This window comes from Micromonospora sp. RTGN7, assembly GCF_033804645.1.
Taxonomy (GTDB): Bacteria; Actinomycetota; Actinomycetes; order Mycobacteriales; family Micromonosporaceae; genus Micromonospora.
On the sequence record NZ_JAPZLF010000003.1, the window covers coordinates 225,977 to 246,421 of the forward strand.

21 protein-coding genes are annotated in these 20,445 nt (G+C 67.9%); 14 read left to right on the plus strand and 7 right to left on the minus strand.

Annotated features, from left to right (window positions below; translation table 11 throughout):
* Positions 1–26 precede the first annotated feature (26 nt).
* The 6 genes from SNR22_RS06440 (at position 27) to SNR22_RS06465 (ending at position 5,316) form a co-directional block, all read left to right on the plus strand.
* Entirely contained in the window at positions 27–1,097 is a 1,071-nt protein-coding gene (locus SNR22_RS06440; RefSeq protein WP_320065531.1) for a CoA transferase, read from the plus strand.
* Positions 1,097–1,969, plus strand: coding sequence for a branched-chain amino acid ABC transporter permease (locus tag SNR22_RS06445; RefSeq protein WP_320065532.1), 873 nt, complete (start codon positions 1,097–1,099; stop codon positions 1,967–1,969). The genes SNR22_RS06440 and SNR22_RS06445 overlap by 1 nt, the downstream gene beginning before the upstream one ends.
* Positions 1,966–2,943 (plus strand): branched-chain amino acid ABC transporter permease, encoded by a 978-nt coding sequence (locus SNR22_RS06450; RefSeq protein ID WP_320065533.1) that lies wholly within the window; start codon positions 1,966–1,968, stop codon positions 2,941–2,943. The genes SNR22_RS06445 and SNR22_RS06450 overlap by 4 nt, the downstream gene beginning before the upstream one ends.
* Positions 2,940–3,704, plus strand: coding sequence for an ABC transporter ATP-binding protein (locus tag SNR22_RS06455; RefSeq protein WP_320065534.1), 765 nt, complete (start codon positions 2,940–2,942; stop codon positions 3,702–3,704). The genes SNR22_RS06450 and SNR22_RS06455 overlap by 4 nt, the downstream gene beginning before the upstream one ends.
* Complete coding sequence (locus SNR22_RS06460) at positions 3,701–4,465, plus strand: ABC transporter ATP-binding protein (protein WP_320065535.1); 765 nt, start codon at positions 3,701–3,703, stop codon at positions 4,463–4,465. The genes SNR22_RS06455 and SNR22_RS06460 overlap by 4 nt, the downstream gene beginning before the upstream one ends.
* A 68-nt stretch (positions 4,466–4,533) precedes the next feature.
* Positions 4,534–5,316: an enoyl-CoA hydratase/isomerase family protein gene (locus tag SNR22_RS06465; RefSeq protein WP_320065536.1), complete on the plus strand. Its 783-nt coding sequence runs from the start codon at positions 4,534–4,536 to the stop codon at positions 5,314–5,316.
* Positions 5,317–5,831: 515 nt separating this feature from the next.
* On the opposite strand, the gene SNR22_RS06470 is transcribed toward SNR22_RS06465, so the two are convergent.
* From SNR22_RS06470 to SNR22_RS06480, 3 genes are all read right to left on the minus strand, one after another.
* Positions 5,832–6,368 carry a MarR family transcriptional regulator gene (locus tag SNR22_RS06470; RefSeq protein ID WP_320065537.1) on the minus strand — a complete coding sequence of 179 codons (537 nt, stop codon included), beginning with the start codon at positions 6,366–6,368 and terminating at the stop codon, positions 5,832–5,834.
* Between the two features lie 308 nt (positions 6,369–6,676).
* Positions 6,677–6,946, minus strand: a complete 270-nt coding sequence (locus SNR22_RS06475; protein ID WP_320065650.1) for a transposase family protein — start codon at positions 6,944–6,946, stop codon at positions 6,677–6,679.
* A 95-nt stretch (positions 6,947–7,041) separates the two neighbouring features.
* Positions 7,042–8,265 carry an ABC transporter substrate-binding protein gene (locus SNR22_RS06480; RefSeq protein ID WP_320065538.1) on the minus strand — a complete coding sequence of 408 codons (1,224 nt, stop codon included), beginning with the start codon at positions 8,263–8,265 and terminating at the stop codon, positions 7,042–7,044.
* A gap of 499 nt (positions 8,266–8,764) precedes the next feature.
* On the opposite strand from SNR22_RS06480, the gene SNR22_RS06485 reads away from it, so the two are divergent.
* Positions 8,765–9,097 carry a hypothetical protein gene (locus tag SNR22_RS06485; RefSeq protein WP_320065539.1) on the plus strand — a complete coding sequence of 111 codons (333 nt, stop codon included), beginning with the start codon at positions 8,765–8,767 and terminating at the stop codon, positions 9,095–9,097.
* 395 nt (positions 9,098–9,492) lie between these two features.
* On the opposite strand, the gene SNR22_RS06490 is transcribed toward SNR22_RS06485, so the two are convergent.
* From SNR22_RS06490 to SNR22_RS06500, 3 genes are all read right to left on the minus strand, one after another.
* The gene (locus SNR22_RS06490; RefSeq protein ID WP_413775605.1) at positions 9,493–10,068 is read right to left on the minus strand and encodes a CDP-alcohol phosphatidyltransferase family protein; all 576 of its coding nucleotides are present in this window, start codon (positions 10,066–10,068) and stop codon (positions 9,493–9,495) included.
* Between the two features lie 111 nt (positions 10,069–10,179).
* Positions 10,180–10,728, minus strand: a complete 549-nt coding sequence (locus SNR22_RS06495) for a hypothetical protein (protein ID WP_320065541.1) — start codon at positions 10,726–10,728, stop codon at positions 10,180–10,182.
* A gap of 429 nt (positions 10,729–11,157) precedes the next feature.
* Positions 11,158–11,814, minus strand: coding sequence for a TetR/AcrR family transcriptional regulator (locus SNR22_RS06500; RefSeq protein ID WP_320065542.1), 657 nt, complete (start codon positions 11,812–11,814; stop codon positions 11,158–11,160).
* Between the two features lie 94 nt (positions 11,815–11,908).
* Between SNR22_RS06500 and SNR22_RS06505 the strand changes: the two genes are divergently transcribed.
* Complete coding sequence (locus SNR22_RS06505) at positions 11,909–12,976, plus strand: hypothetical protein (RefSeq protein WP_320065543.1); 1,068 nt, start codon at positions 11,909–11,911, stop codon at positions 12,974–12,976.
* 204 nt (positions 12,977–13,180) lie between these two features.
* On the opposite strand, the gene SNR22_RS06510 is transcribed toward SNR22_RS06505, so the two are convergent.
* Positions 13,181–13,792 carry a TetR family transcriptional regulator gene (locus SNR22_RS06510; RefSeq protein WP_320065544.1) on the minus strand — a complete coding sequence of 204 codons (612 nt, stop codon included), beginning with the start codon at positions 13,790–13,792 and terminating at the stop codon, positions 13,181–13,183.
* A 130-nt stretch (positions 13,793–13,922) separates the two neighbouring features.
* On the opposite strand from SNR22_RS06510, the gene SNR22_RS06515 reads away from it, so the two are divergent.
* The 6 genes from SNR22_RS06515 (at position 13,923) to SNR22_RS06540 (ending at position 20,409) form a co-directional block, all read left to right on the plus strand.
* Complete coding sequence (locus tag SNR22_RS06515) at positions 13,923–14,876, plus strand: ABC transporter ATP-binding protein (RefSeq protein ID WP_320065545.1); 954 nt, start codon at positions 13,923–13,925, stop codon at positions 14,874–14,876.
* Positions 14,873–16,465, plus strand: a complete 1,593-nt coding sequence (locus tag SNR22_RS06520; RefSeq protein WP_320065546.1) for a multidrug ABC transporter permease — start codon at positions 14,873–14,875, stop codon at positions 16,463–16,465. Before SNR22_RS06515 ends, SNR22_RS06520 begins: the two co-directional genes overlap by 4 nt.
* Positions 16,466–16,796: 331 nt before the next feature.
* Positions 16,797–17,780, plus strand: a complete 984-nt coding sequence (locus SNR22_RS06525; protein ID WP_320065547.1) for a Gfo/Idh/MocA family oxidoreductase — start codon at positions 16,797–16,799, stop codon at positions 17,778–17,780.
* Positions 17,777–18,748 carry a Gfo/Idh/MocA family oxidoreductase gene (locus tag SNR22_RS06530; RefSeq protein WP_320065548.1) on the plus strand — a complete coding sequence of 324 codons (972 nt, stop codon included), beginning with the start codon at positions 17,777–17,779 and terminating at the stop codon, positions 18,746–18,748. The genes SNR22_RS06525 and SNR22_RS06530 overlap by 4 nt, the downstream gene beginning before the upstream one ends.
* A gap of 204 nt (positions 18,749–18,952) precedes the next feature.
* Positions 18,953–19,171, plus strand: a complete 219-nt coding sequence (locus SNR22_RS06535; protein ID WP_320065549.1) for a DUF5988 family protein — start codon at positions 18,953–18,955, stop codon at positions 19,169–19,171.
* Positions 19,172–19,215: 44 nt separating this feature from the next.
* Complete coding sequence (locus SNR22_RS06540; protein WP_320065550.1) at positions 19,216–20,409, plus strand: cytochrome P450; 1,194 nt, start codon at positions 19,216–19,218, stop codon at positions 20,407–20,409.
* Positions 20,410–20,445: the final 36 nt, after the last annotated feature.

Here is a 20,445-nt window from a genome sequence, read left to right on the forward strand (position 1 = left end):
CTTGCGCCGGGACGCCACTGGAGGGGGTGCGCGTTCTGGAGTTCGCGCACCTCATCGCTGGGCCTGCAGCCGGGCTGGCGCTGGCGGACCTAGGCGCCGACGTGCTGAAGATCGAGCGTCCGGGAACAGGTGACGTAGCCCGAGGGCTCGGAGCCATGTATCGGGCATGGAACGGCGGTAAGAGGTCGCTGACCATCGACCTCCACGATGACCGCGAGCGGGCCGTGGTCGTTGACTTGGCGGCACAGGCGGATGTCGTGATTGAGTCGTTCCGGCCGGGTGTGATGGACCGACTCGGGCTGGGGTACGACGACATCCGTGCCGTGAACCCGGCCGTCATCTACATGTCGGTCTCGGGATTCGGGGAACATGAGCGCCTACGGGACCGGGCTGGCGTCGATGCCGTCATCCAGGCCGAGAGCGGCATTATGGCGCAGACCGGGGAGCCGGGCGGTAAGCCGATGCGCGCCGGGATACAGATGATCGACAGCACTACCGGGCTCGCCGCCGGGCAAGCCGTGCTGGCCGCCCTCTACGCCCGCACTCGGCACGGTCGTGGCGACCGCATCAGCCTCTCCCTGTTCGAGATCGCTGTCTACATGCAGTCGCATCAGTTCACCGAGCTCTCACTCACTGGTCGCGAACCCGAGCGCACCGGCAACAGCGTCACGTACGCGTACCCCGTCGGTCTCTTCGAGACCGCCGACGGTGCGGTCATGATCTCCTGTTACATGCCTGGGCACTGGGAACGGCTGTGCGAGATCCTTCACCTCGACATTGACCCGAGGTTCGCGAGCAACGCCGACCGCCTTGCGCTCCGCGACGAGCTGGAACCCCTGATCGAGACGGCGTTTCGGGCCCGCCCCACAGCCGAGGTTCTCGCGACGATGCTCGATGCGGGGCTCACCGCGGCGCGGGTCGCCTCGTACGCCGAGGTGGCCGGCGGCGAGGCAGCACGCCTCAACCAGACCTTCGTCGACGTCGGTGACCACAGCGTCGTTCGCCTGCCCTACCATTTCGCCGCCAACCCGACCATCACGCGCACGCCCGCCCCGCAGCTGGGTGCGGACAACGCTTCCGTCCTCCCGGATTTGTGATGGACACCATTCTCACCGCGGTTGTCTTCGGCATCGCTAACGGGAGTCTTCTTGCGCTCCTCACGTTCGGCCTAGTGCTGGTCTACCGAGCGACCGGACAGCTCAATCTCGCGCACGGCATGATCGGGACCATCGGCGCTTTGGTGGTCGTGGAATACGGCATCATCGATCTCCCGATGCCCGTGATCCTCCTCGTGATGTGTGGCGTGAGCGCGCTGCTCGCATTGGCGACCCAGCAGCTCGTGCTTCGTCCGATGCGCAATTCGCCGGTGTGGTCGGTCGTGGTCGCCACGCTCGCGGTCGCGCTCCTGCTGCGGACCGTCGCGAACATCGCCTGGGGCAACACGCCACGGCCCTTTCCCCCGATTTTCGGACGGAAAGTGTTCCTCATCGGATCGGTGCCCGTCTCGAGCCAACAGGCCGCGACCATCGTGGTGACCGTCGTTTTCCTGCTCGGTTTCGCCGCCTTCTACAAGTTCACCCGGCTCGGTACTGCGCTGCGCGCTATGGCGGCTAACCGCACCGGGGCTGACATCGCCGGTATTCCGACCGGCCGGCTCGAATCGCTTGTGTGGGTTATCGGCGGCGTCTTCGCCGGTCTGACTGCGTTTTTCGGATCCCCGATCACGTTCGTCACCCCGGGCATGCTCGAACCCTTACTCCTCCTCGCGTTGGCCGCGGCGGCCATTGGCGGCCTCACTTCACTGAGCGTGGCGGTCGCGGGTGCGCTCGTGGTTGGTGTGGCGAACGAGTTCGCGAGCCTGTACATCCCTTCCCAGTTCCGCGCGAGCGTGCCCGTGCTCGTCATCGGACTCGCCTTGCTGCTGCGGCCTCAGGGACTTACCGTGCGGCGCCAACGGGGGGCCGTATGAACATCCTATCTCGCTGGTCATCGGTCGCCCTGACGGTCGCTGCGGTCGTGGTGATCGCCATCCTCACGACCGTACTCCCAGGGTTCCGGCTCTCACTCGGAACTCAGTTGTTCGCCTATATTATTATCTGCCTCAGCGCCAACCTCCTGTTCGGCTATGCCGACGAGATCGTGCTCGCGCAGGCGGCGATCGTCGGGTTCGGATCCTACGGCTTCGCGGTGGCGGTCAACGCCGGCGCACCCCTGGTCATGGCCGCGCTGGTCGCGATCGCACTATCTTCTGTTGGCTCCGTCTTGCTCGCGTTCCCGGCGCTGCGCCTGCAGGGACTGTTCCTCGCCATTATCACGCTGGCGTTCCAGTTCGCATTCTCGGGAATCGCCGAGGGCTGGCGCGCTGTGACCGGCGGGCTGAACGGGATCGCGGTGAACAGCCTGTTCACCGCGCCAGTGCCCGGCATGGAAGCCGAAAGGTTCTGGTTCCTGGTCGCAGGTATACTGGCCGTCCTCCTCGTTCTGGCCCTGCGCAGACTCGTCCGCGGGCCTTTCGGCCGCGGCTTGGCGGCGCTGCGCGACGCTCCGGAAGCCGCCGCCGCATTGGGTATGCGGGCGCTGCACTGGAAGCTGGTGACCTTCGCCCTCGCGGGGGGCATCTCCGGTATCGGCGCCGTCCTACTCGTGGGCCGCACGGCGTACGTCAGTCCCGGAAGCTACACGGTCCAGCAGTCCATGCTCATTACGGTGGCGATCATCGTGGGCGGGGTCGCCTCGATCACGGGGTCCGTTCTCGCGGCGATTATTGTCGTGGGGCTGCCGGAGTTGCTATTCGCCCTGGGCGCCTCCGCCGAACTGACACCGGTGATCATCGCGTTGACCATCGTGGTGTGTCTGCGGTTCCTGCCGCGGGGCATCGTAAGCCTGCCAGGACTCGTCGGGCGGCGGCTACGACGTGCCCGCGCGAAAGAGGCGTCGTCGTGACTGAACTGCGCATCCAGGATCTACACGTCGGTTACGGCGGTGACGACATCGTCAACGGTGTCTCGCTCACCATCGCGGGCGGGGAGGTTCTCGTCGTCCTCGGTCACAACGCCGCCGGCAAGTCCACCCTCATGAAGGGCGTGGCGGGGCTCGCGACCTGCACGTCAGGGTCCGTTCAGATAGACGAGGTCGTTCTTGATCGTCTCCCCACCCCCGGGCGGGTGAGAGCCGGGCTGGGTTATGTCCCCGCCGACCGTGCGCTCTTCAACGGGCTTACCGTCCGGGAGCACCTCGTGATCGGTGCCTACACCCTTGGACGGCGCGAGGGACGTGCCCGCGTAGCCGCAGTCGAACAACGATTCGGCGGCGTATTGGGGCGCCTGCGGAACACGTCCATCCAGGGCCTGTCCGGCGGCCAGAAGCAGTTGGTTGCGATCGGGCGGGCGCTGGTGGCGTCGCCGCGGGTCCTGCTCCTCGACGAGCCCACAATCGGCCTGTCACCAGCAGTGGTCACCGAGGTCATGGCGACGATCGATGAGCTTCGCGCCGAGGGCCTCGCGCTTCTCGTCGTCGAACAGAACGTCGCCACGGCGCTTCGCCACGCCGATCGGGCCGTCGTTCTCACCCATGGCCGTATCACCCTCGAGGGCGACGCGGCCAAGCTCCTAGCGGACGACTCGATCGGAGCGCACCTCGTGGCCGACGGCGACCGTGTCGAGGCGACCCGCAACGACGACGAGGCGGAGGGAGAACCCCGATGAGTCAGCCCCTTCTTTCTGTCGACGATGCGGCGGTGCGGTTCGGCGCACACGAGGTGCTTCGCGGGGTCTCGTGTGAGGTCCGCGCGGGCGAGGTCGTAGCTCTCATCGGCCCCAACGGTGCCGGCAAGACGACCCTGTTCAACGCCATCTCGGGTTTCGTCCGACTTTCCCGCGGGTCGATCAGCCTCAACGGCAAGTCGCTCGCCGGCCTACGGCCCGGTCCGCTCTTCGCGGCCGGCGTCGCACGTACCTTCCAGGAAGGGAACCTGTTTGAGTCGATGACGGTCCAGGAGAACCTCTTTGGCGCGTCGGGCATCTCCCGACTTCGTGACGCCTTCGGCACCTTCTTCGCGACGCCGAGCGGGCGCCACCGGGAGGTGGCTGCCCGGGAGCGCGCACGGTCGCTGGCGGACGAGTTCAACGTGACCCGGCTGCTCGACAAGCAGGCATCGGACGTCTCCACCGGCAGCCGGCGGCTGGTCGGCCTCGGCCGTGCGCTCGCCGCCGATCCCGTGCTGCTGTTGCTCGACGAGCCGGCGGCCGGATTGTCGATCAACAACCGCGCGATGCTCTCGCGGATCGTGCGAGCCATCGCCGGGAACGGCAAACGCGGCATCCTACTTGTCGAACACGACCTTGACTTCGTGTCCGACAGCGCAGACCGGGTATACGTGCTGCATCTCGGCGAGATCGTCGCCGAGGGCACGCCGGCCGAGGTACGCCGTGATCCCGGCGTGCGTGCCGCTTATCTGGGCTCGTGAGAAGACTCAGCGGGGGCAAGACCCGTGTACCGCCGATGCAACGGCTGGGCCGATGAAAGGCAGGAGCGATGGGTACGACGAACCTCGCTGATTACCAGGACAAGTACGACATTGTCCACTTTGAACGCGAGGACGGCATCCTCACGATGAGGCTTCACTCCGGTGACGGGCCGTTCATGTGGACGATGCCTGATCACCTCAAGTTGCTGTCGGCCTTCGCGGACGTGGCCGGCGACGAGCAGAACGAGGTCGTCATCCTCACCGGCACGGGCGACGTGTTCAGCGGCCCGCGGCCGACGGCTCCGGAGTCGGGGGCACGGATACGGCCTGACTCAACGCCCCGCGAATGGGAGCGGCGCTACCGGGAAGCGACGCGCTTGGAGCTCAACCTGCTCGACATCGGGGTCCCGGTCATCTGCGCCGTCAACGGTCCGGCCGTGCGCCACGCCGAACTTGTGTTTCTCTGCGACATCGTATTGGCATCGGAGACTGCGGAGTTCCAGGACTCCGTCCATTTTCACGACCATATCGTGCCCGGTGATGGGTGCCACGTCGTCTACCAGGAAATAATGGGAATCCGGCGCGGGACCTACTTCCTCATGACGGGCGAGATAATTTCGGCTCACGCCGCTCACAATCTCGGAATAGTGAACGAGGTCCTTCCCCCTGACGCACTCATGTTGCGGGCGCTCGAACTCGCCCGGTACGTGCGTCAACGGCCGGTCCTGGTACGCCGGTTCACGAAGATCCTCCTGAGCGATAAGCTGCGGACTGCGATGCACCAACGGCTTGGACACGGACTCGCCCTCGAGTCTCTTGCCTACCTCGACGGTGCCGAGGCGGTGAGCTGACAGGTCCGCTGGCCCGCAGCAGGTACGCCGCTACCGCTCCCGGTTGTTCTGCTTCCTCCGCAGGCGCAATCAACACCAGGTGCGCTGGCCCTGCGAGCGGCGGCGGATACGACTCCCGCCGCCGACTCTCCTGCGCACAGGGCCGTTCCAAGATCTTGAACCTGTTGGTGAGGGTCTGGCGAGGTAGGTTGCGATCTGTTTCACGCGCGCGCCGTTTTCTGTCCAGAATGGAACGAAGCTCCGGCCAGCAAGGGTCTTCTCACAGATCACTTGCGGCCGGAGCTTCGTCGTGATCCAGATGTGCCATCTTGGCGGCCGATTCGGTGGCAGCCGAGCCGCTCCGCGGACGCACGACATCACCGGAGCGAACCGCTGGGCCTGCCGCTACATGAGCAGGCCGTTCGCCATCCGCGGCCTCACCTCATGGCCTTGGAACGGCCGTGCTCCTGCGCATGACGTGTCCGATCCGACCCAGGACCGGGCGCGGGCGGCTACGGCGGCCTTGGCCGACTCCTTCAGCTGCGGGAGTGTTGGAGAAGGGCGCTGCGCAGCGCTCGGAGTTCGCCGATCTGATCCGCGGTGAAGACGCTGTCGGTGAAGACGGTCGTGTTGAGTCGCTTGGTCGCGTCGAGAACCACGGCGCGGCCGGTCTCGGTGAGCTGGACGAGCTTCGATCGCCTGTCCGTCGGATGGGGTACCCGAGTGACGAAGCCCTGCTTCTCCAAGCGACCGACCACGATGCTTGTGGTCGTCTGGTGAACCTCGAGCTGCGCGCATATCGTCGTGAGCGGCAACGCTCCGCTCCGGCTGAAGTGCAGGAGAACGAGAACCTCGTAGCGGGAGAACGTTATGTCGAGGCCGCGCAGCTGATCGTCGATGCGCGCGAGCAGCAGGCGGTGCGTCCGGATTAGCGAGGTCACCACCGACATCCCTGGGGCGGCGTCACCCCAGCCATGCGCTACCCACTGGCTGTACGACGCCGCCACTGGATCGTCGAATGCTGGTCGCTGTGGATCTTCGTTGGACTCGATGGCGGGGCCTGCCTTGGTCATGAGATAAGGATATTCTGGGCTGTGTCAGGGATCTTTAACAGGTCGTCGTCGGCGTGCCTGGTCAGGCTGTGGTGGCAAGGTGATCAGCGGAGGGGGCTTCGGCTCGGGTGTCGAAGCGCTGCCGGTGGTACATCTCGATCTTCAGGGTGGGCGAAGAACGATTCGGCGGCGGCGTTGTCCCAGCACACGCCGGTACGAGGTTGGTGAGCCTTCGGGGGGTCTGCCAGCCGATGAGCATGCGGGCGGCCGGGTCGATCACGGCTGAACGTGGACCCCGCCGACAGCCGGCGGGGTCCACTGACGTGATCTCAACAAGATTCGGGTAGGTAGCGGTATTCGAAGTGGGTGAGGTGCAGGGCGGCGCGGACGATGTCGCCGACGCTTCGCGGGCTGGCGGTGCTGTGTCGTAGCGATCGCCATCGGCCGGTGAGGATGACGAAGCCGCGTTCTCCGAGGCACCGCATTGATCGAAGGGCACTGTTGTAGCTGCGGTCGTCGACCGCGAGGCGGCGACGGTCGGAGGGCTGCTTGTGCGGGGTGTGGATGCCCGGGCCAGCGCCGTCGTAGCCGGCATCCAGCCCTGCCCGTTATGGACGTTATGCGTGTGTCATCCCGGTCCACGCCGCAATCCTTGTGGAGATCACGTCACTGGTGTTCGAGCTGCTTGTCGATGTTATGGGATGTACGGCTTGACCGTGCTGAGGTCGACCTTGCTGGGATCGCCTACCGCGGTCATCTTACCGGCCTTGAACTGCACGATCTGGATGCCGCCATTGAACACGTGGTTGTCCGGCCCCACGGCCTGAGGTGTGAACATCGTTTCGGCGGGGTCAAGTTTGGCCGACTCCAGCGCAGCACGGAACGAGTCACGGGTGATCCCCCCGTTGATGCCGCGCAGGGCGGCGACGAGCGCCTGCGCCGCCGAGTACCCGTACTGCGTGTAGACGCCCTTGACAACCTTCGAGTCGCGATTGTCCAGGGTGTCCCGGAAGAGTTGCGCCTGCGGGGAGTCCGCGTTGGGCAGCTGGTAGGGCACGGCGCCGTACACGCCCTCGGCGAGTCCGCCTGCGAGGGTGATAGTCGACGGGTCGGTTGCGCCGGGTCCGGTGTACCAGGTCGGGTGGTAGTCGCGCGCGTCGGCGGCCTGCAGCGCCGCCGTGAGCTCGGTCGGCGAGCCGTAGACGGCGACAGCCTCCGCTTTGGCGTTGCGCAGCTTGGTGATCAGTCCAGAGAAGTCGGTCTGGCCACGGGGGAACTCGTCAGTCAGCACGACGGTGCCGCCGGCGGCCTTAACGCCCTGTTCGAAGCCATGGGCCCACGAGTATCCACCCAAGTCGTTGTATCCCGCGTATCCGACGTTGCGGATACCCAGGCTCTCGACGATGTGCTTGCCGGCGACCGCGCCCTGCACCTCGAGCGGTGTCTGCACCGTGAAGATGTTGGCATCAACCGGAACGACCGTGGACAGGAACCCCGCAGCCGCGGAAACCAGGGGGATCCGTTGCGATTTGAGGTAGGGAAGGATCGCGGAGTAGGTCGCCGCGCTGCTGATCGAGCCGACCGCGATGATCTGATCCTTCTCGACTGCTCGGCGGATGAGCGTGAGGGCGAGCGACGGGTCCGTCTGATCGTCGAGCTGCAGGATGTCGATCTTCCGGCCGCCGACCCCACCCGCTGCGTTGACCTTGTCGATGTAGGACAGGAAGCCGCCATTGATCTGCTCATTGAGCGCGATGAGGCCGGGCGGCGTACCCCCCGACATGGCCTGCGTGATCGCGACCTTGATGGGACCGGAATTCGAAGTTTCGGGTGATTGGGTACCGCACGCGGCGACGGCGGCCACCGCGGCGAGAGCCGCTACGGCCGAGAGGTGCCTGAACGGGGACGGTGCGTTCATGGGCGGGAGGGCTCCTTGTCTGCTTCGGCTCCAGCAAGCCGAGCCATCCCGTCAGCATAATCTCAACTGCAATGATGTCAATGCTTTCTCATTGCTGTAAATGCATCAGGCTGGCCAGGGCGTTCACCTTGATCGACAGCATCAACGGGACTGTATGGAGCTCGCCCGCCAGGGTCTTCGTAAGGTGGCGATATGACGGCTCAACGAAGTGATGGGGTCGGCGAGGTGATGTCAAGCCCCGGGTTTGGTGGAGAGTCCACAGGCTGCAGGTTGTCCAGAGGCCGGACCGGGCAGGCTTGCCGGGGCCGGCCTGTGGCGTGCGGGGTGGGCGGGTCGGTGTGGCCACTCTCCAGCCGCCGGCCGCGCCGGGTGGTGGTGGGGCGGCGAGGTCGGCAGGCACCGGCAGTCCGGGCCCGGACATGCAAGTGCTTGAATCCCTGCCGAGACGTGGATACCGTGGGCGACGGCAACGTCACCGGCGGATCGGGAACGGAATCGGGTGCAACGAGGCGACGACATCGGCCCGGACTCCGGCGCGGCGCACACGGTCATGCTCGGCTGGCACGGCCTGCTGATCGTCGGTTTCTTCGTCATCCTTGGCCGGCAATCGGGGCTCAGGGGGCCGTCGTACGGCAACTCACCCCAGGAAGACATGCTGATCCTCGGCGTCGGCATTGCGCCGGTGGGGATCGGCACCCTGCTGGCCGGGCTGGTCCTGCTCCGGTGGCTCCTGGCGTGGGGCCGGATCGGCTCGATGTTCCTGCTCGGCACCGCCGCCGCGTCACCGACGTTCCTGCTCGTGGCGGTGGCCGCGGGCATGCATCTGCGGTGAGGACCACTCCCGCCCCCGGAGCGAGCACCACCCCGCCCGCGCTGATCGTGACGCCGTCCCAGGTGATGCCCCCGGCGGCAGTGGACAAGGGGTGTCAGCCCCCGAGCATCCGCAGGGCGGGGTGGTGTCGTCTCTCGGACAGCTACGGATTGACGGCTGCCGGTGCCGTGCCCGGATGATCCGCGCCCATCATCTACTCCTACCTCCCGCACTGCTCTTCACCGTCGCGCCCGCCGGCTGTAGCGACGGCGATGGGGTCATGACGACCGATGGACCTCGAGCGGAGCGGCCCCGGCGGCGGTCGTTCGCTCCTGGGCGAAGCCGCGGCTGCTCGCCGAGTATGAGCAGGCTGTCGCCGAAAGTGACTTCCGGCTCGGAACCCTCAAATCGGGCGGTCAGTCGGCGTTCCGCTCGGCGATTCCCGGGTCTGACCAGGCGGGTATCCGACACACCGTCCACAGCGAGACGGTCTTCATGGCGATCACCGCGAGGACGAACACCGTCGCGTAGACCGGTGTCGGGCCGAACGCGACCAGCAGCACCAGGCCCGCGGTGTTCGCGGCCTTGGCCGGAGGCGACCAGTTCCACCGGTAGACGCCTCGGTGAACGAGGTGGAAGTAGTTGATGCTGAGCAGGGGCCAGCGCAGGAAGCTCAGGCTGAGCGCGCAGTCCAGGATGTCGAACTGGATCAGGAAGAGTGCGAGCGGCACGGCCATGGTGGGCCTCAACTGCACCAACGCGGCGATGACAACCGTGCTGGAGGTCCGATCGGCGAGGATGTCGAACACCGCGCCTCGCCGTGTCTCCTGACGCAGCCGGCGGGCCGCCTCGCCGTCGAGGATGTCGCCGATCCAGTACGTGGCGATCGAGGCCAGCGTGAACATGGCGCTGCCGGTCAGAATCGCCGGGATCGCCAGGGCAACGCAACCGACGAGCCGAATGGTGGTGATGACATTCGGAACGTTGCACACCGGCCCGTCCGGGCCGAAGGCCCAACCGTGTACGGGAGCGGTCTGTGGGGCGTGAAGCGCAGTCATGCGATCACCTTCAGACAGTCAGTCTTGGTACCTACGGAAATGGTGTCAACCAGGCAATCCGACGTGTGCCAGCTGGGGGAGCAGGCTCACGGTGATGAAGCGTGCTGTCCGGCCCATGAAGCAGGCCACGGCGAAGGTCGTCACCGGAATCCGGGTCGGCGCCACGACGAACACGGTCAACAGCAGTGGTGGGAATCCCAGCGCCGCGCTGAGGAGCACGATCGGCATCGCCAGCAGCGGCCGGTCCAGCCCGGCGAGCAGACGGCGATTCCCGCGCTCGATAGCCGCGACTGTCATCCGCCACCCACGTCGGCCCGGCCCGCCCTCGGGCGTCGACGCAGCGGCGCCCGGAGTCGGCTTACGGCGGTGGCGGTCCAGCCATCGACGTATCTGTTCGGAACGCAGGGCCCCGCGCAGGGCCAGCAGCATCAGCACCTTCCCGAGCGTCTGCCCCGAACCAGCGGCAAGGCCGAGCAGCAGCGGACCCTGGTCGGTCGTGGCGGCCGCGCCGAGCAGCGCACCCTCCACAGGAAGCGCCGGGATGAAGGCGGACGCCAGGGCGGCGAGGAAGACCCCGGCAAAGGTGCTTAGCACCGACGATCTCGTGAAGATGCCCGAGCCGTCGGCCGGGGAGGTCGCTGGCGTCGAGCAAAGAACGTCATGTGGGCATGATGCCGGGTGGGGGCCGAGCGCGTCGCCCGATGGCGCGGAAACGCGGCGGGTCGCAGAGGTCGGCTCAGGGACACGACGGGCCGCGGCTCCCAGCCTCCGTCACGTCAACCTACGCAAGCCGAACCAGGGCCGAACGCTACGAAGGCGCGGCACGGGAGCGGCTAGGCCGGCTACCTCGCCGAGAAGCGAGCGGCGCGGCAGCGCTGGGAGCAGGCGTACGCCGAGTGGACCGCCGAGATCGGGCACTGGACCGAGTGGGGCGCCATGACGGCGTACCGGGTGGCGCCCGGCCGGGCGATCAAGGACCACAACAAGTGCAAGTACCGGCGTGGCCACCATGACCGACAGTTGTCAGGACGGTTCCGCCGCTGCCGGGAGGTGGAGTTCTACCCTGGCCGGCAGGTCGCCGCCGAGTAGGGCGCGTACGCCGTCGAGATACGCGGGGGCGCTGGTGTCGGCGATCAGCAGGTTCTGCAGGAGGAAGCCTTGGCCCAGTGCGAGCATGGCGGCACCGACCTGGTCGGGTACGGCGTCGGCGGGCAGATTTCCGGCGGCTTGCCAGCGGCGGGCCACCTCGGCGCAGTGTCCGCGTAGTCGCTGGTAGACGCTGCCGGTCCGCTCGGCGATCTCCGGGTTGCGCAGGGCTTCGCCCCAGACCTGCACGGCGATTCGGGTGGTGTCCACGCCCTCGATGGCGTTCCGCGCGAGCTTGGTGATGGCACCCTCGACCAGAGCGGTCACTGTTTCGGCCGGCGAGGGGGTTGCCCCGTCCGCGAGGAGGCGTTCGAAGACTTCCTCTGCCGTGGTCAGGGCGGTCTCGGCCACCGCGCCGATGATCTCTTCCTTGCTCCGGAAGTACCGGTAGACGGCACCGGCCGACATGCCGGATTCGGCGATGAGGTCGGCCATCGAGGTGTTGTGGAACCCATCCTCGGCGAAACGTCTCGCGGCGGCGGAGACGATCTCGGCGCGCCTGCTGGCGCGGTACTCCTCGGTGATGCGGGGCATGGGGTCCACGGTAAAAGCGAATGTTCGTTCTTGACAAGCTCCCGCCTCGCTTCGTACTGTCAAAGCGAACGTTCATTCTCTTTCGGGAGTCATCATGGCCACGAACACCCCGGCCCCTGCCGACGAAGCGCAGGCGCCCTCCCCTTGGACGCAGGTGGCCGTCTCGGTGGCCCTGCTGACGGTGATCATCAGCACTCTGCTCACCGCTTTCGCCTGGCCGGCCGTGCGGACGACGGTCCAGGACGTGCCGATCGCCGTGGCCGGTCCGGCCGCTGCGGCCGACCGGGTCGTCGCGGCGCTGGAACAGCGCCAGCCCGGAGCTTTCGACATCACCCGGGTGGCGGACACCGCCGCGGCAGAGGCCGCTGTGCGCGACCGTGCGGCGTACGGCGCGATCGATGTGAGCGGCAGCGCCCCGCAGGTGATCGTCGCCTCCGCCGCCAGCTCGACCATCGCGCAGGCGCTGCAGAGCGCGGGTGCGACCCTGGCGCAGGCGACCAGCGGCGCGCCGGCCGCGGGAGTGACGGTGCGTGACGTCGCCCCGCTGCCCGCCGACGACCCCCGGGGCGTGGGCCTGAGCGCCGGTGCGTTGCCGCTGGTCATGGGTGGCCTGCTCGCGGCGCTGCTGTTGACCACCCGGCTGCGTGGTACCTCCCGCCGGTTGGCCGGAGCGTTGGGCTTTGCCGTGACAGGTGGGCTCGCGATGGCGGCGATCCTGCAGTTCTGGTTCGGCTCGTTGTCCGGCAGCTACCTGGCCAATGCGGGGGTGGTGGCGTTGTCGATCGCGGCGACCTCGCTGACCGTCCTCGGTCTGGAGTCGTTCCTCGGCTACCCGGGCTTCGCCATCGGTGGGGTGCTCATGATGTTGATCGGCAACCCCCTGTCCGCCAACGGAAACGCGCCGCAGATGCTGCCCGGCTGGTCCGGTGAGCTCGGCCAGTTGCTGCCGCCCGGGGCAGCCGGCACCCTGTTGCGCTCCACCGCCTTCTTCGACGGCAACGGCGCCGCGAAGCCGGTGACCGTCCTGGCCGTCTGGTTGGTGGCCGGGCTTCTGCTGTGCGTCGTCGCTGCGCGGCGAGTCGCCCGGAGACCCGCGCCGGCTGGCACCGCTGCCGAGACCCCGGCCACCGGCACGGCATCCCCTGTCGCCTCGCACGGCTGATCGGTGGTTCGTCTCCGGGTCGCACCCGCCAGGTGCGGCCCGGAGACGTCGTGTGGAACGAGTCGGGATCGCGGTCAGGTCGGTGATTCCCGGGGCGCGTCGTCGGGGCTACCGGTGATCGGACCGCGTTTCTGGTACGAGGCGGCGGATCGCGTCCCTGACCTTTTGGGCATCGACCGGCTGCGTGGAGGGCGTCGCGTGCGGCTAGGCCGGTGCTGGCGGCGGGGCGGTCAGGTATCGCTGGACAGTGGGGGCGCACCAGGCGACGAGTGCGTCGCGGTCCATGTCGGCGACGGGGCTGGCGTGGACCACGTACCGGGCGATGGCAACCCCGAGCAGGTGGGCGCCGGCGAGGGCGGCGCGCGTGTGACCGTCTGTGTCGTCGAGGTGGGGCGAGATGTCGGCGAGGAAGCGTGCGCCGAGGATCGCCTGGAGGCGGTCGGCGGCGCGGTCGGAGGCGATGGCGGAGCGAACGATCGCCAGTAGGGCGCCGGAGCTCGCCGGATCCTCCCACAGGCTCAGGTATGCCTCGACGAGGCGTGCGCCGTAATGGTCCGGGTCGCCGGTAAAAACCTGTCCCATGCGGTGGGCGATCTCCTGCGGGATCTGCAGGGCGGCGTCGAACAGGTCGTCCTTGCTGCCGTAGAAGTGCCGGATCAGGCCGGTGTCGACGCCGGCGGCCGCGGCGATGACCCGCAGTGACGCACCGTCGTAGCCCTTGCCGGCGAACTGCTCGCGCGCCGCGGCGAGGATCGCGGCGCGGGTGCCGCTGTCGCCCGTCCGTCGGCCCGCCGACCGGCGGTTTTCCAGTTCCACGGCTTAGGACAGTAGCAAGGTCGTAGCCTCTCTCATCATGCGTTGACTTCTACGCCCGTGGAATTTATGGTTAGCCTGAACTCCTCACACGTGGAATTCCTGCCACGGCTGCTCGGGAAGGGCACAAGTCATGAAATCCTCGCAGTCCGCGTCCGGCGGCGACGTGGTCATCCAGGTGGAAGGCCTGGTCAAGTCGTTCGGAGCGTTCCGCGCGCTGGACGGCCTGGACCTGCATGTCGCCCGCGGCGAGGTGCACGGCTTCCTCGGCCCGAACGGCTCCGGCAAGTCCACCACGATCCGGGTGCTGCTCGGCCTGCTCAAGGCCAACGCCGGGCAGGTGCGGGTGCTGGGCGGTGACCCGTGGCGTGACGTGGTGAGCCTGCACCGGCGCCTGGCCTACGTGCCCGGCGACGTCACCCTGTGGCCCGGCATGACCGGCGGCGAGGCGATCGACCTGCTCGGCAAGCTGCGCGGCGGCCTGCACGAGGCCCGCCGCAAGGAGCTGATCGAGCGATTCGAGCTGGACCCGACCAAACGCGGCCGGCAGTACTCCAAGGGCAACCGGCAGAAAGTCGCCCTGGTCGCCGCGCTTGCCTCGGACGTCGACCTGCTGATTCTGGACGAGCCCACCTCGGGCCTGGACCCGCTGATGGAGGCGATCTTCCAGGAGGAGATCGTCAAGGAGAAGGTCAAGGGTCGCAGCGTGCTGCTCTCCAGCCACATCCTCAGCGAGGCGGAGGCGCTGGCCGACCGGATCAGCATCATCCGTGCCGGGAAGGTCGTCGAGACCGGCACCCTCGACGAACTGCGTCAGCGCACTCGCACCACCATCCAAGCCGTCTTCACCGACCCGCAGGCGACACTGGACGGGCTGCACGTCATCCACGACGCCCAGCTGCGCGACGGCCGGTTCACCGGCACCGTCGACGCCGAGCAGCTCAGTGCCGCGATGGCCGAACTGAGCCGGTACCCGCTCACCTCGCTGACCGTCGCGCCGCCCTCGCTTGAGGAGCTGTTCCTGCGCCAGTACGGCACGGACACGCAGGTGGAGTCGGCACGCTGGACCGAGGGCGGCGCGGCATGAGACAGACCCTGACCGGAGCACGGCCGCTGCTGCGCGCCGCGTTGACGCAAGATGCCCGCAACATCGGCCCGTGGGTCATGCTGATCACCGCGTTGTCGGCGTCGTCGGTGCTCGCCTACGAGTGGGTCTTCCCCGATGCGCAGAGCCGGACCGAGCTGGCGGCGACGCTCGGTTCGAACCCGGCGCTGAGCCTGATCTTCGGCCCGGCCCGGGACCTGCTCACCGCCGACGGCTTCAACGCCTGGCGGGCCGGCGCCCTCGGCACCTTCTTCGCCGCGCTGATGGCGATCTTCATCGTGGTCCGCAACAGCCGCGCGGACGAGGACTCCGGCCAGGCCGAGCTGCTGGCCTCCGGGGTGATGGGCCGGCAGACCCGGCTGGCCGTCGCCCTACTCATGGCGGTGCTCGCCTCGATCGTGCTCGGCGTCTTCTCCTGGGTGGTCACCGTCGCCTTGGGCGGCGGGGCACTGAACACCCTCGCCCTCTCCGCCTCGTTCACGGCCTCGGGGCTGATGTTCGCCGGTGTGGCCGGTATCGCGGCGCAGATCGGGTCGGACGCGCGGGCCGCGAACAGCATCGCGGTGGCGACCCTGGGCATCGCGTTCGTCGTGCGCGGCTACATCGACGCCAGCGAGGCGTCGTCCTGGTTCGTGTGGCTGACGCCACTGGGCTGGCTGGAGGAGGTTCGTCCCGCGAGCGGGAACAATGCCTGGCCACTGCTGCTGGCGCTCGGTTTCGCGGTGGCGCTGGCCGCGGTGGCGCTGGCGTTGCACGCCCGCCGGGACTTCGGGTTCGGCATGATCGCGCCCCGGCGGGGCCCGGCCCGTGGGGGCATGGTCGCCTCGGTGTGGGGACTCGCGTTGCGGATCAACCGAGGTTCGCTGATCTCCTGGCTGGTGGCGTTCGCCGGCCTGGGTGCGGTGTTCGGGTTCCTGGCCACCTCGGTCGGTGGCGTCTTCGCCGATAACCCTGCCATGGGCGGACTCGTCGCGGCCGGGGCCACCACCGAGGCCGGGCTGATCTTCTCGTTCCTGGTCACCATCATGCAGCTGGTCGGCATCATCGCCGCGGTCTTCGGCGTGCAGATCGTCATGCGCATCTACACGGAAGAGCTCGACCACCGGGTCGAGCCGGTGCTCGCCGGCTCGCTGAGCCGGGCGAAGTACCTGGCCAGTAACACGGTCGTCGCCTTCGGAGCGCCCGCGGTGGCGCTTCTCATCAGCGGCACCGTCATCGGCCTGATCGCCGCCGCCGCCGAACCAGGCATCTCCGCCGGAGATGTCATCCTGCAGGCGCTGGCGACCATTCCGGCGGTGTGGACCCTGGTGGCACTGGCTCTGGCAGCGGTCGGCGCCAACCCGCGGGTGAGGCTGGCCGGCTGGCTCGGCGTAGTGGCCACCTTCGTCCTGACCCTGCTCGGACCGCTGTTCAAACTCTGGGACTGGATCCTGGGGATCAGCCCGCTGTGGCACGTCCCCAACATCACCGCCACCAGCCCGGACTGGACCGGCCTCGGCTGGGTCAGCGGCGTGGCCGTCCTGCTGACCGTGGTCGCCTTCGCCGGTTTCCGCCGCCGCGACGTCCTCTGAGCACCGGAGGAACACCGGTCGTGGCATGACGCAGCGGACGCCGTCCGGGCTCTCCGGGCACCCGGGTGGCGATCTTGGCCGCCATCCGGGAGGTGTTCGCCGACACGGGCTACCACGGCGTCTCCATCCGCATAGTGGTCGCGGTGGCGAGACGGTGCGCAGTGCTGAACTCCGAGCTGTCGCCGGTCCACTCGCGCCAGCCGGCTTTCGCGGGGACTACCCATGTGGGTTATGGCCTCTGACAGCCGCCGTGGGCGAATCTGATCGGGCTTGAAGATCCGCGCCCGTGAGTTCCGTCGGTCCGGCAGCTGGAAGAAGGGCTGGATACGCCATGCGACAGCTTCAGGTGGCACTGATCGGTGCGGGACTGATAGCCCGTCTGCACCTGGGCGCGTGGCTCGACGCCGGAGTGGCCGTCCGGGTCTACTCCGATGACGGCCGCGCCGCCGACGTGGCGCGCGAGTTCGGTGCGGAGGCTGTCGGTTCCCTGGCCGAGGCGCTGGCCGGTGCGGATGCGGTGGACATCTGCACCCCGACGGGCAGCCACCACGAGATCGCCCTGGCCGCCATCGCCCAAGGGGTGGGTGTGGTGTGCGAGAAGCCGTTGGCGGCCAGCACCGCGGAGGCCGAGGAGATCGTCGCCGCGGCGGAGCGGGCCGGGGTGCGGCTCTATCCCGCCCACGACGTGCGCTTCGCCCCGGCGTTCACCCGGCTCCACGAGCTGGTGACGGCCGGCCGGTTGGGCGCGGGCTCGGTCGCCCGGTTCCTCGTCTCCGCGTATCACCCGCGGCCCTGGACCGGAAACGCGTCCGCGCGATCGGGCGGGATCCTCACCGACCAGATGCTGCACGGCGTCGACCTGGCCTACTGGATCTTCGGGGACGTCGTGCGGGTGCACGCCTACTACCAGGGTGAGCTCGCCACCCCGGCCCCGGCGGGGGCCGTCGCGGCCGGCACCGTTGTCCTCACCCACGCCACTGGCGCGCTCAGCCAGGTAGTGGCCCGGTGGACGGCTACGCCGAGACCGCCGGTGCGGGTGGCATTCCATGTCTCGGGTACCGGTGGGACTGTGCGCTACGACTCCGAGTGGCCCCAGGAGGTCCGGGTCGTCGATGGTGAGGCCGAGAACTTCGGCTACTTCGGGGAATCGCCGTTCGTCTCCGAGATGCGCGAGTTCGCCCAGGCCTTCGCGGGCGGGCCCGAGCCGCGACTGGGGGCCCGGGACGCGCTGGCCGCAGTCCGCATCACCCAGGCCGCGGCGGAGTCCGCCTGGACGGGCCGCGCCGTGGAACTGCCTATCAAGGAGGTCGCATGAAGGTCGCCGTACTGTCGTTCGCGCACGAGCGCGCCGAGACCTACGTCCGGCTGCTGCGCGACATGCCCGGCGTCGATCTGGTCACCGCGGATCCCGACGGCCCACCGGGTGATCCGGCTCGCGGCCGGGCAATGGCCGAGCGGCTCGGCGTGTCGTACCTGGACAGCTGGGACGAGGTGTTCGCTTCCCGCCCCGACGCCGTCGTGATCACCAGCGAGGTCGACCGCCATCTCGAACTCGTCGAGCTCGCGGGCGAGGCAGAGGCGCAGGTGCTGTGCGAATACCCGTTCGCCACCAGCGTGGCGGACGCGAAGGCCATGATGGACGCCTGCGACATCGGGGGCGTCCGGCTCACGCTCGCCTCCCCGGCCTGCTTCAGCGAGGCGTTCGCCGCCGTGCGTCGAGGAATCGCCGAAGGCGTCGTCGGCACGCTGACTACCATCCATGGGTCGTACAACACCCTGCCGGCGAGTCGGACGGACGCGGATGGCGGAGCACTGTGCGCCAACGCGGCGTACCTGCTCGACCTGGTGGACGCGGTGCTCGACGGAGAGCCCGCGGAGCAGGTCTACGCGCAGACGAACGGGGTGCTCAGCGCAGAGCCGGGTGTCGAGAGCGCAGCGGTACTCACCGTGCGGTACCCGAGCGGGGTAGTCGTGGCGATTGATTGCAGCTGGAGCTTGTCCCCGACAGGCGGACCGGTCATGACCTTCGTCGGTGACCGGGCCAGCGTGGAGTACGACGCCTGTCCGCGCCTGCTCGGTGGATTCGACGCCGCCACCGACGGTGAACGGTCGGAACCGGGCGGCGTCGACCTGTACTCGGTGATGCTCAGGGACTTCATTGCCGCGTTCGACAGCGGGAAGGGAAACGGCCCGGACGGCCCTGCCGGACTGCGTACCACGCGGGTCATCCGGGCGGCGTACGAGTCGGCGCGTACCGGCCAGCCCGTTGATGTCGGACGGTGATGCCGGCTGAGCCCGGCCCTACCAGCCTGAGGGATGTCCGGAAGTCGTGGCTCGCCTAGTCTGAATTTAGGAATACTCGACTGCATCGTCGCAGGCGAATTGCAAATCTGCTGATCGTATCTCTTGCATGCAGAGCCGATTGTTTCGAAGTGGTCACGTCACGCCCGTTTGTCGGGCGGAACGACCCGGCGAGAGTTGGAAATCATGATGAGCGTGACATCAGTGAAAATCATGTTGAGCGGTGGACCTGTCGAGCTGGCGGCGGTCGACCGCACCGTACCGGTGGCGGATTTGGGGCAAACGCTCAAGATTCGCCACGGGGCCGGCTATGAACATTTCGTCCGCGACGGAGAATCTCAGACGATTGACGGATGTGAGGTAGCGGTCTTTCGCTGGCTGTATCGCACGAAGGTCGCAGAGTGACGCTTTCCGCCCGTCCGCCCGTCGTATCGAGTGAGAAGGATTTCATGACCGACGCCATTTCCTTCGAGGTGCCGTGGGCGCGGATCGACAAGTTCGATCCTCCTGCGGTGTTCGCTTCGCTGCGCGAGGAACGCCCCCTCGCGAAAATGGTGTTTCCGGACGGGCACGTCGGCTGGATCGTCTCCAGCTATGACCTGGTACGCGAGGTCCTCAGTGACCTGCGGTTCAGCCACAGCTGCGAGGTCGGCCACTTCCCGGTGACTCACCAGGGGCAGGTGATACCGACCCATCCCAAGATTCCCGGGATGTTCATCCACATGGACCCGCCCGACCACACCCGGTACCGCCGTCTGCTGACGGGTGAGTTCACCGTCGCGCGGACGAGCCGGCTGACAGCGCGCGTCGAGGCCCTGGCCGCCGAGCAGGTCGACGTCATGCGTGAACACGGGGCCCCCGCGGATCTGGTGGTGAACTTCGCCAGACCGCTCGTCCTGCGGGTGTTGGCCGAGATGGTCGGCCTGCCCTACGACGAGCGCGACCGGTACGCGCACGCACCGGCCCTCTTCCACGACCAGGACGCGGACCCGGCGGAGACCGCAGCCGCCTACGAGCAGGTAGGCGCCTTCTTCGACGAGGTCATCGAGAGGAAACGGAAGCAGCCCGAGGACGACCTCCTCAGCCGACTCGTCGCCGACGGGCAGTTGACCACCGAAGAGCTGCGCAACCTCGTCACCCTTCTGCTCTTCGCCGGCTACGAGACCACGGAGAGCGCGCTGGCCGTCGGTGTCTTCGCGCTGCTGCACCACACGGACCAACTGGCGGCGGTCCGCGCGGACCCGACGAAACTCAACGCCACGGTCGAGGAGCTCCTTCGCTACCTCACCATCAACCAGTACGAGACGTACCGCACCGCGTTGGAGGACGTCGAACTGCACGGTGAGGTGATCAAGAAGGGGGACAGCGTCTCGGTGTCGCTGCCCGCGGCCAACCGTGACCCGGCCAGGTTCGGGTGCCCCGAGAAGCTGGACGTCGATCGTGACACCTCGGGTCACGTGGCGTTCGGCTTCGGTATCCACCAGTGCCTCGGCCAGAACCTGGCGCGCATCGAGCTACGGGTCGCTCTGTCGGCTCTGCTCCAGGCGTTCCCCGACCTCCGGTTGGCGGTCGCGGCCGACGACGTACCGCTGCGCCTGCGGGGTTCCGTCTTCGGGGTGAAGAACCTGCCCGTCTCCTGGTGAGCGTTCCTTCCACCGAGTCTTCGAAAGGATCCGCGG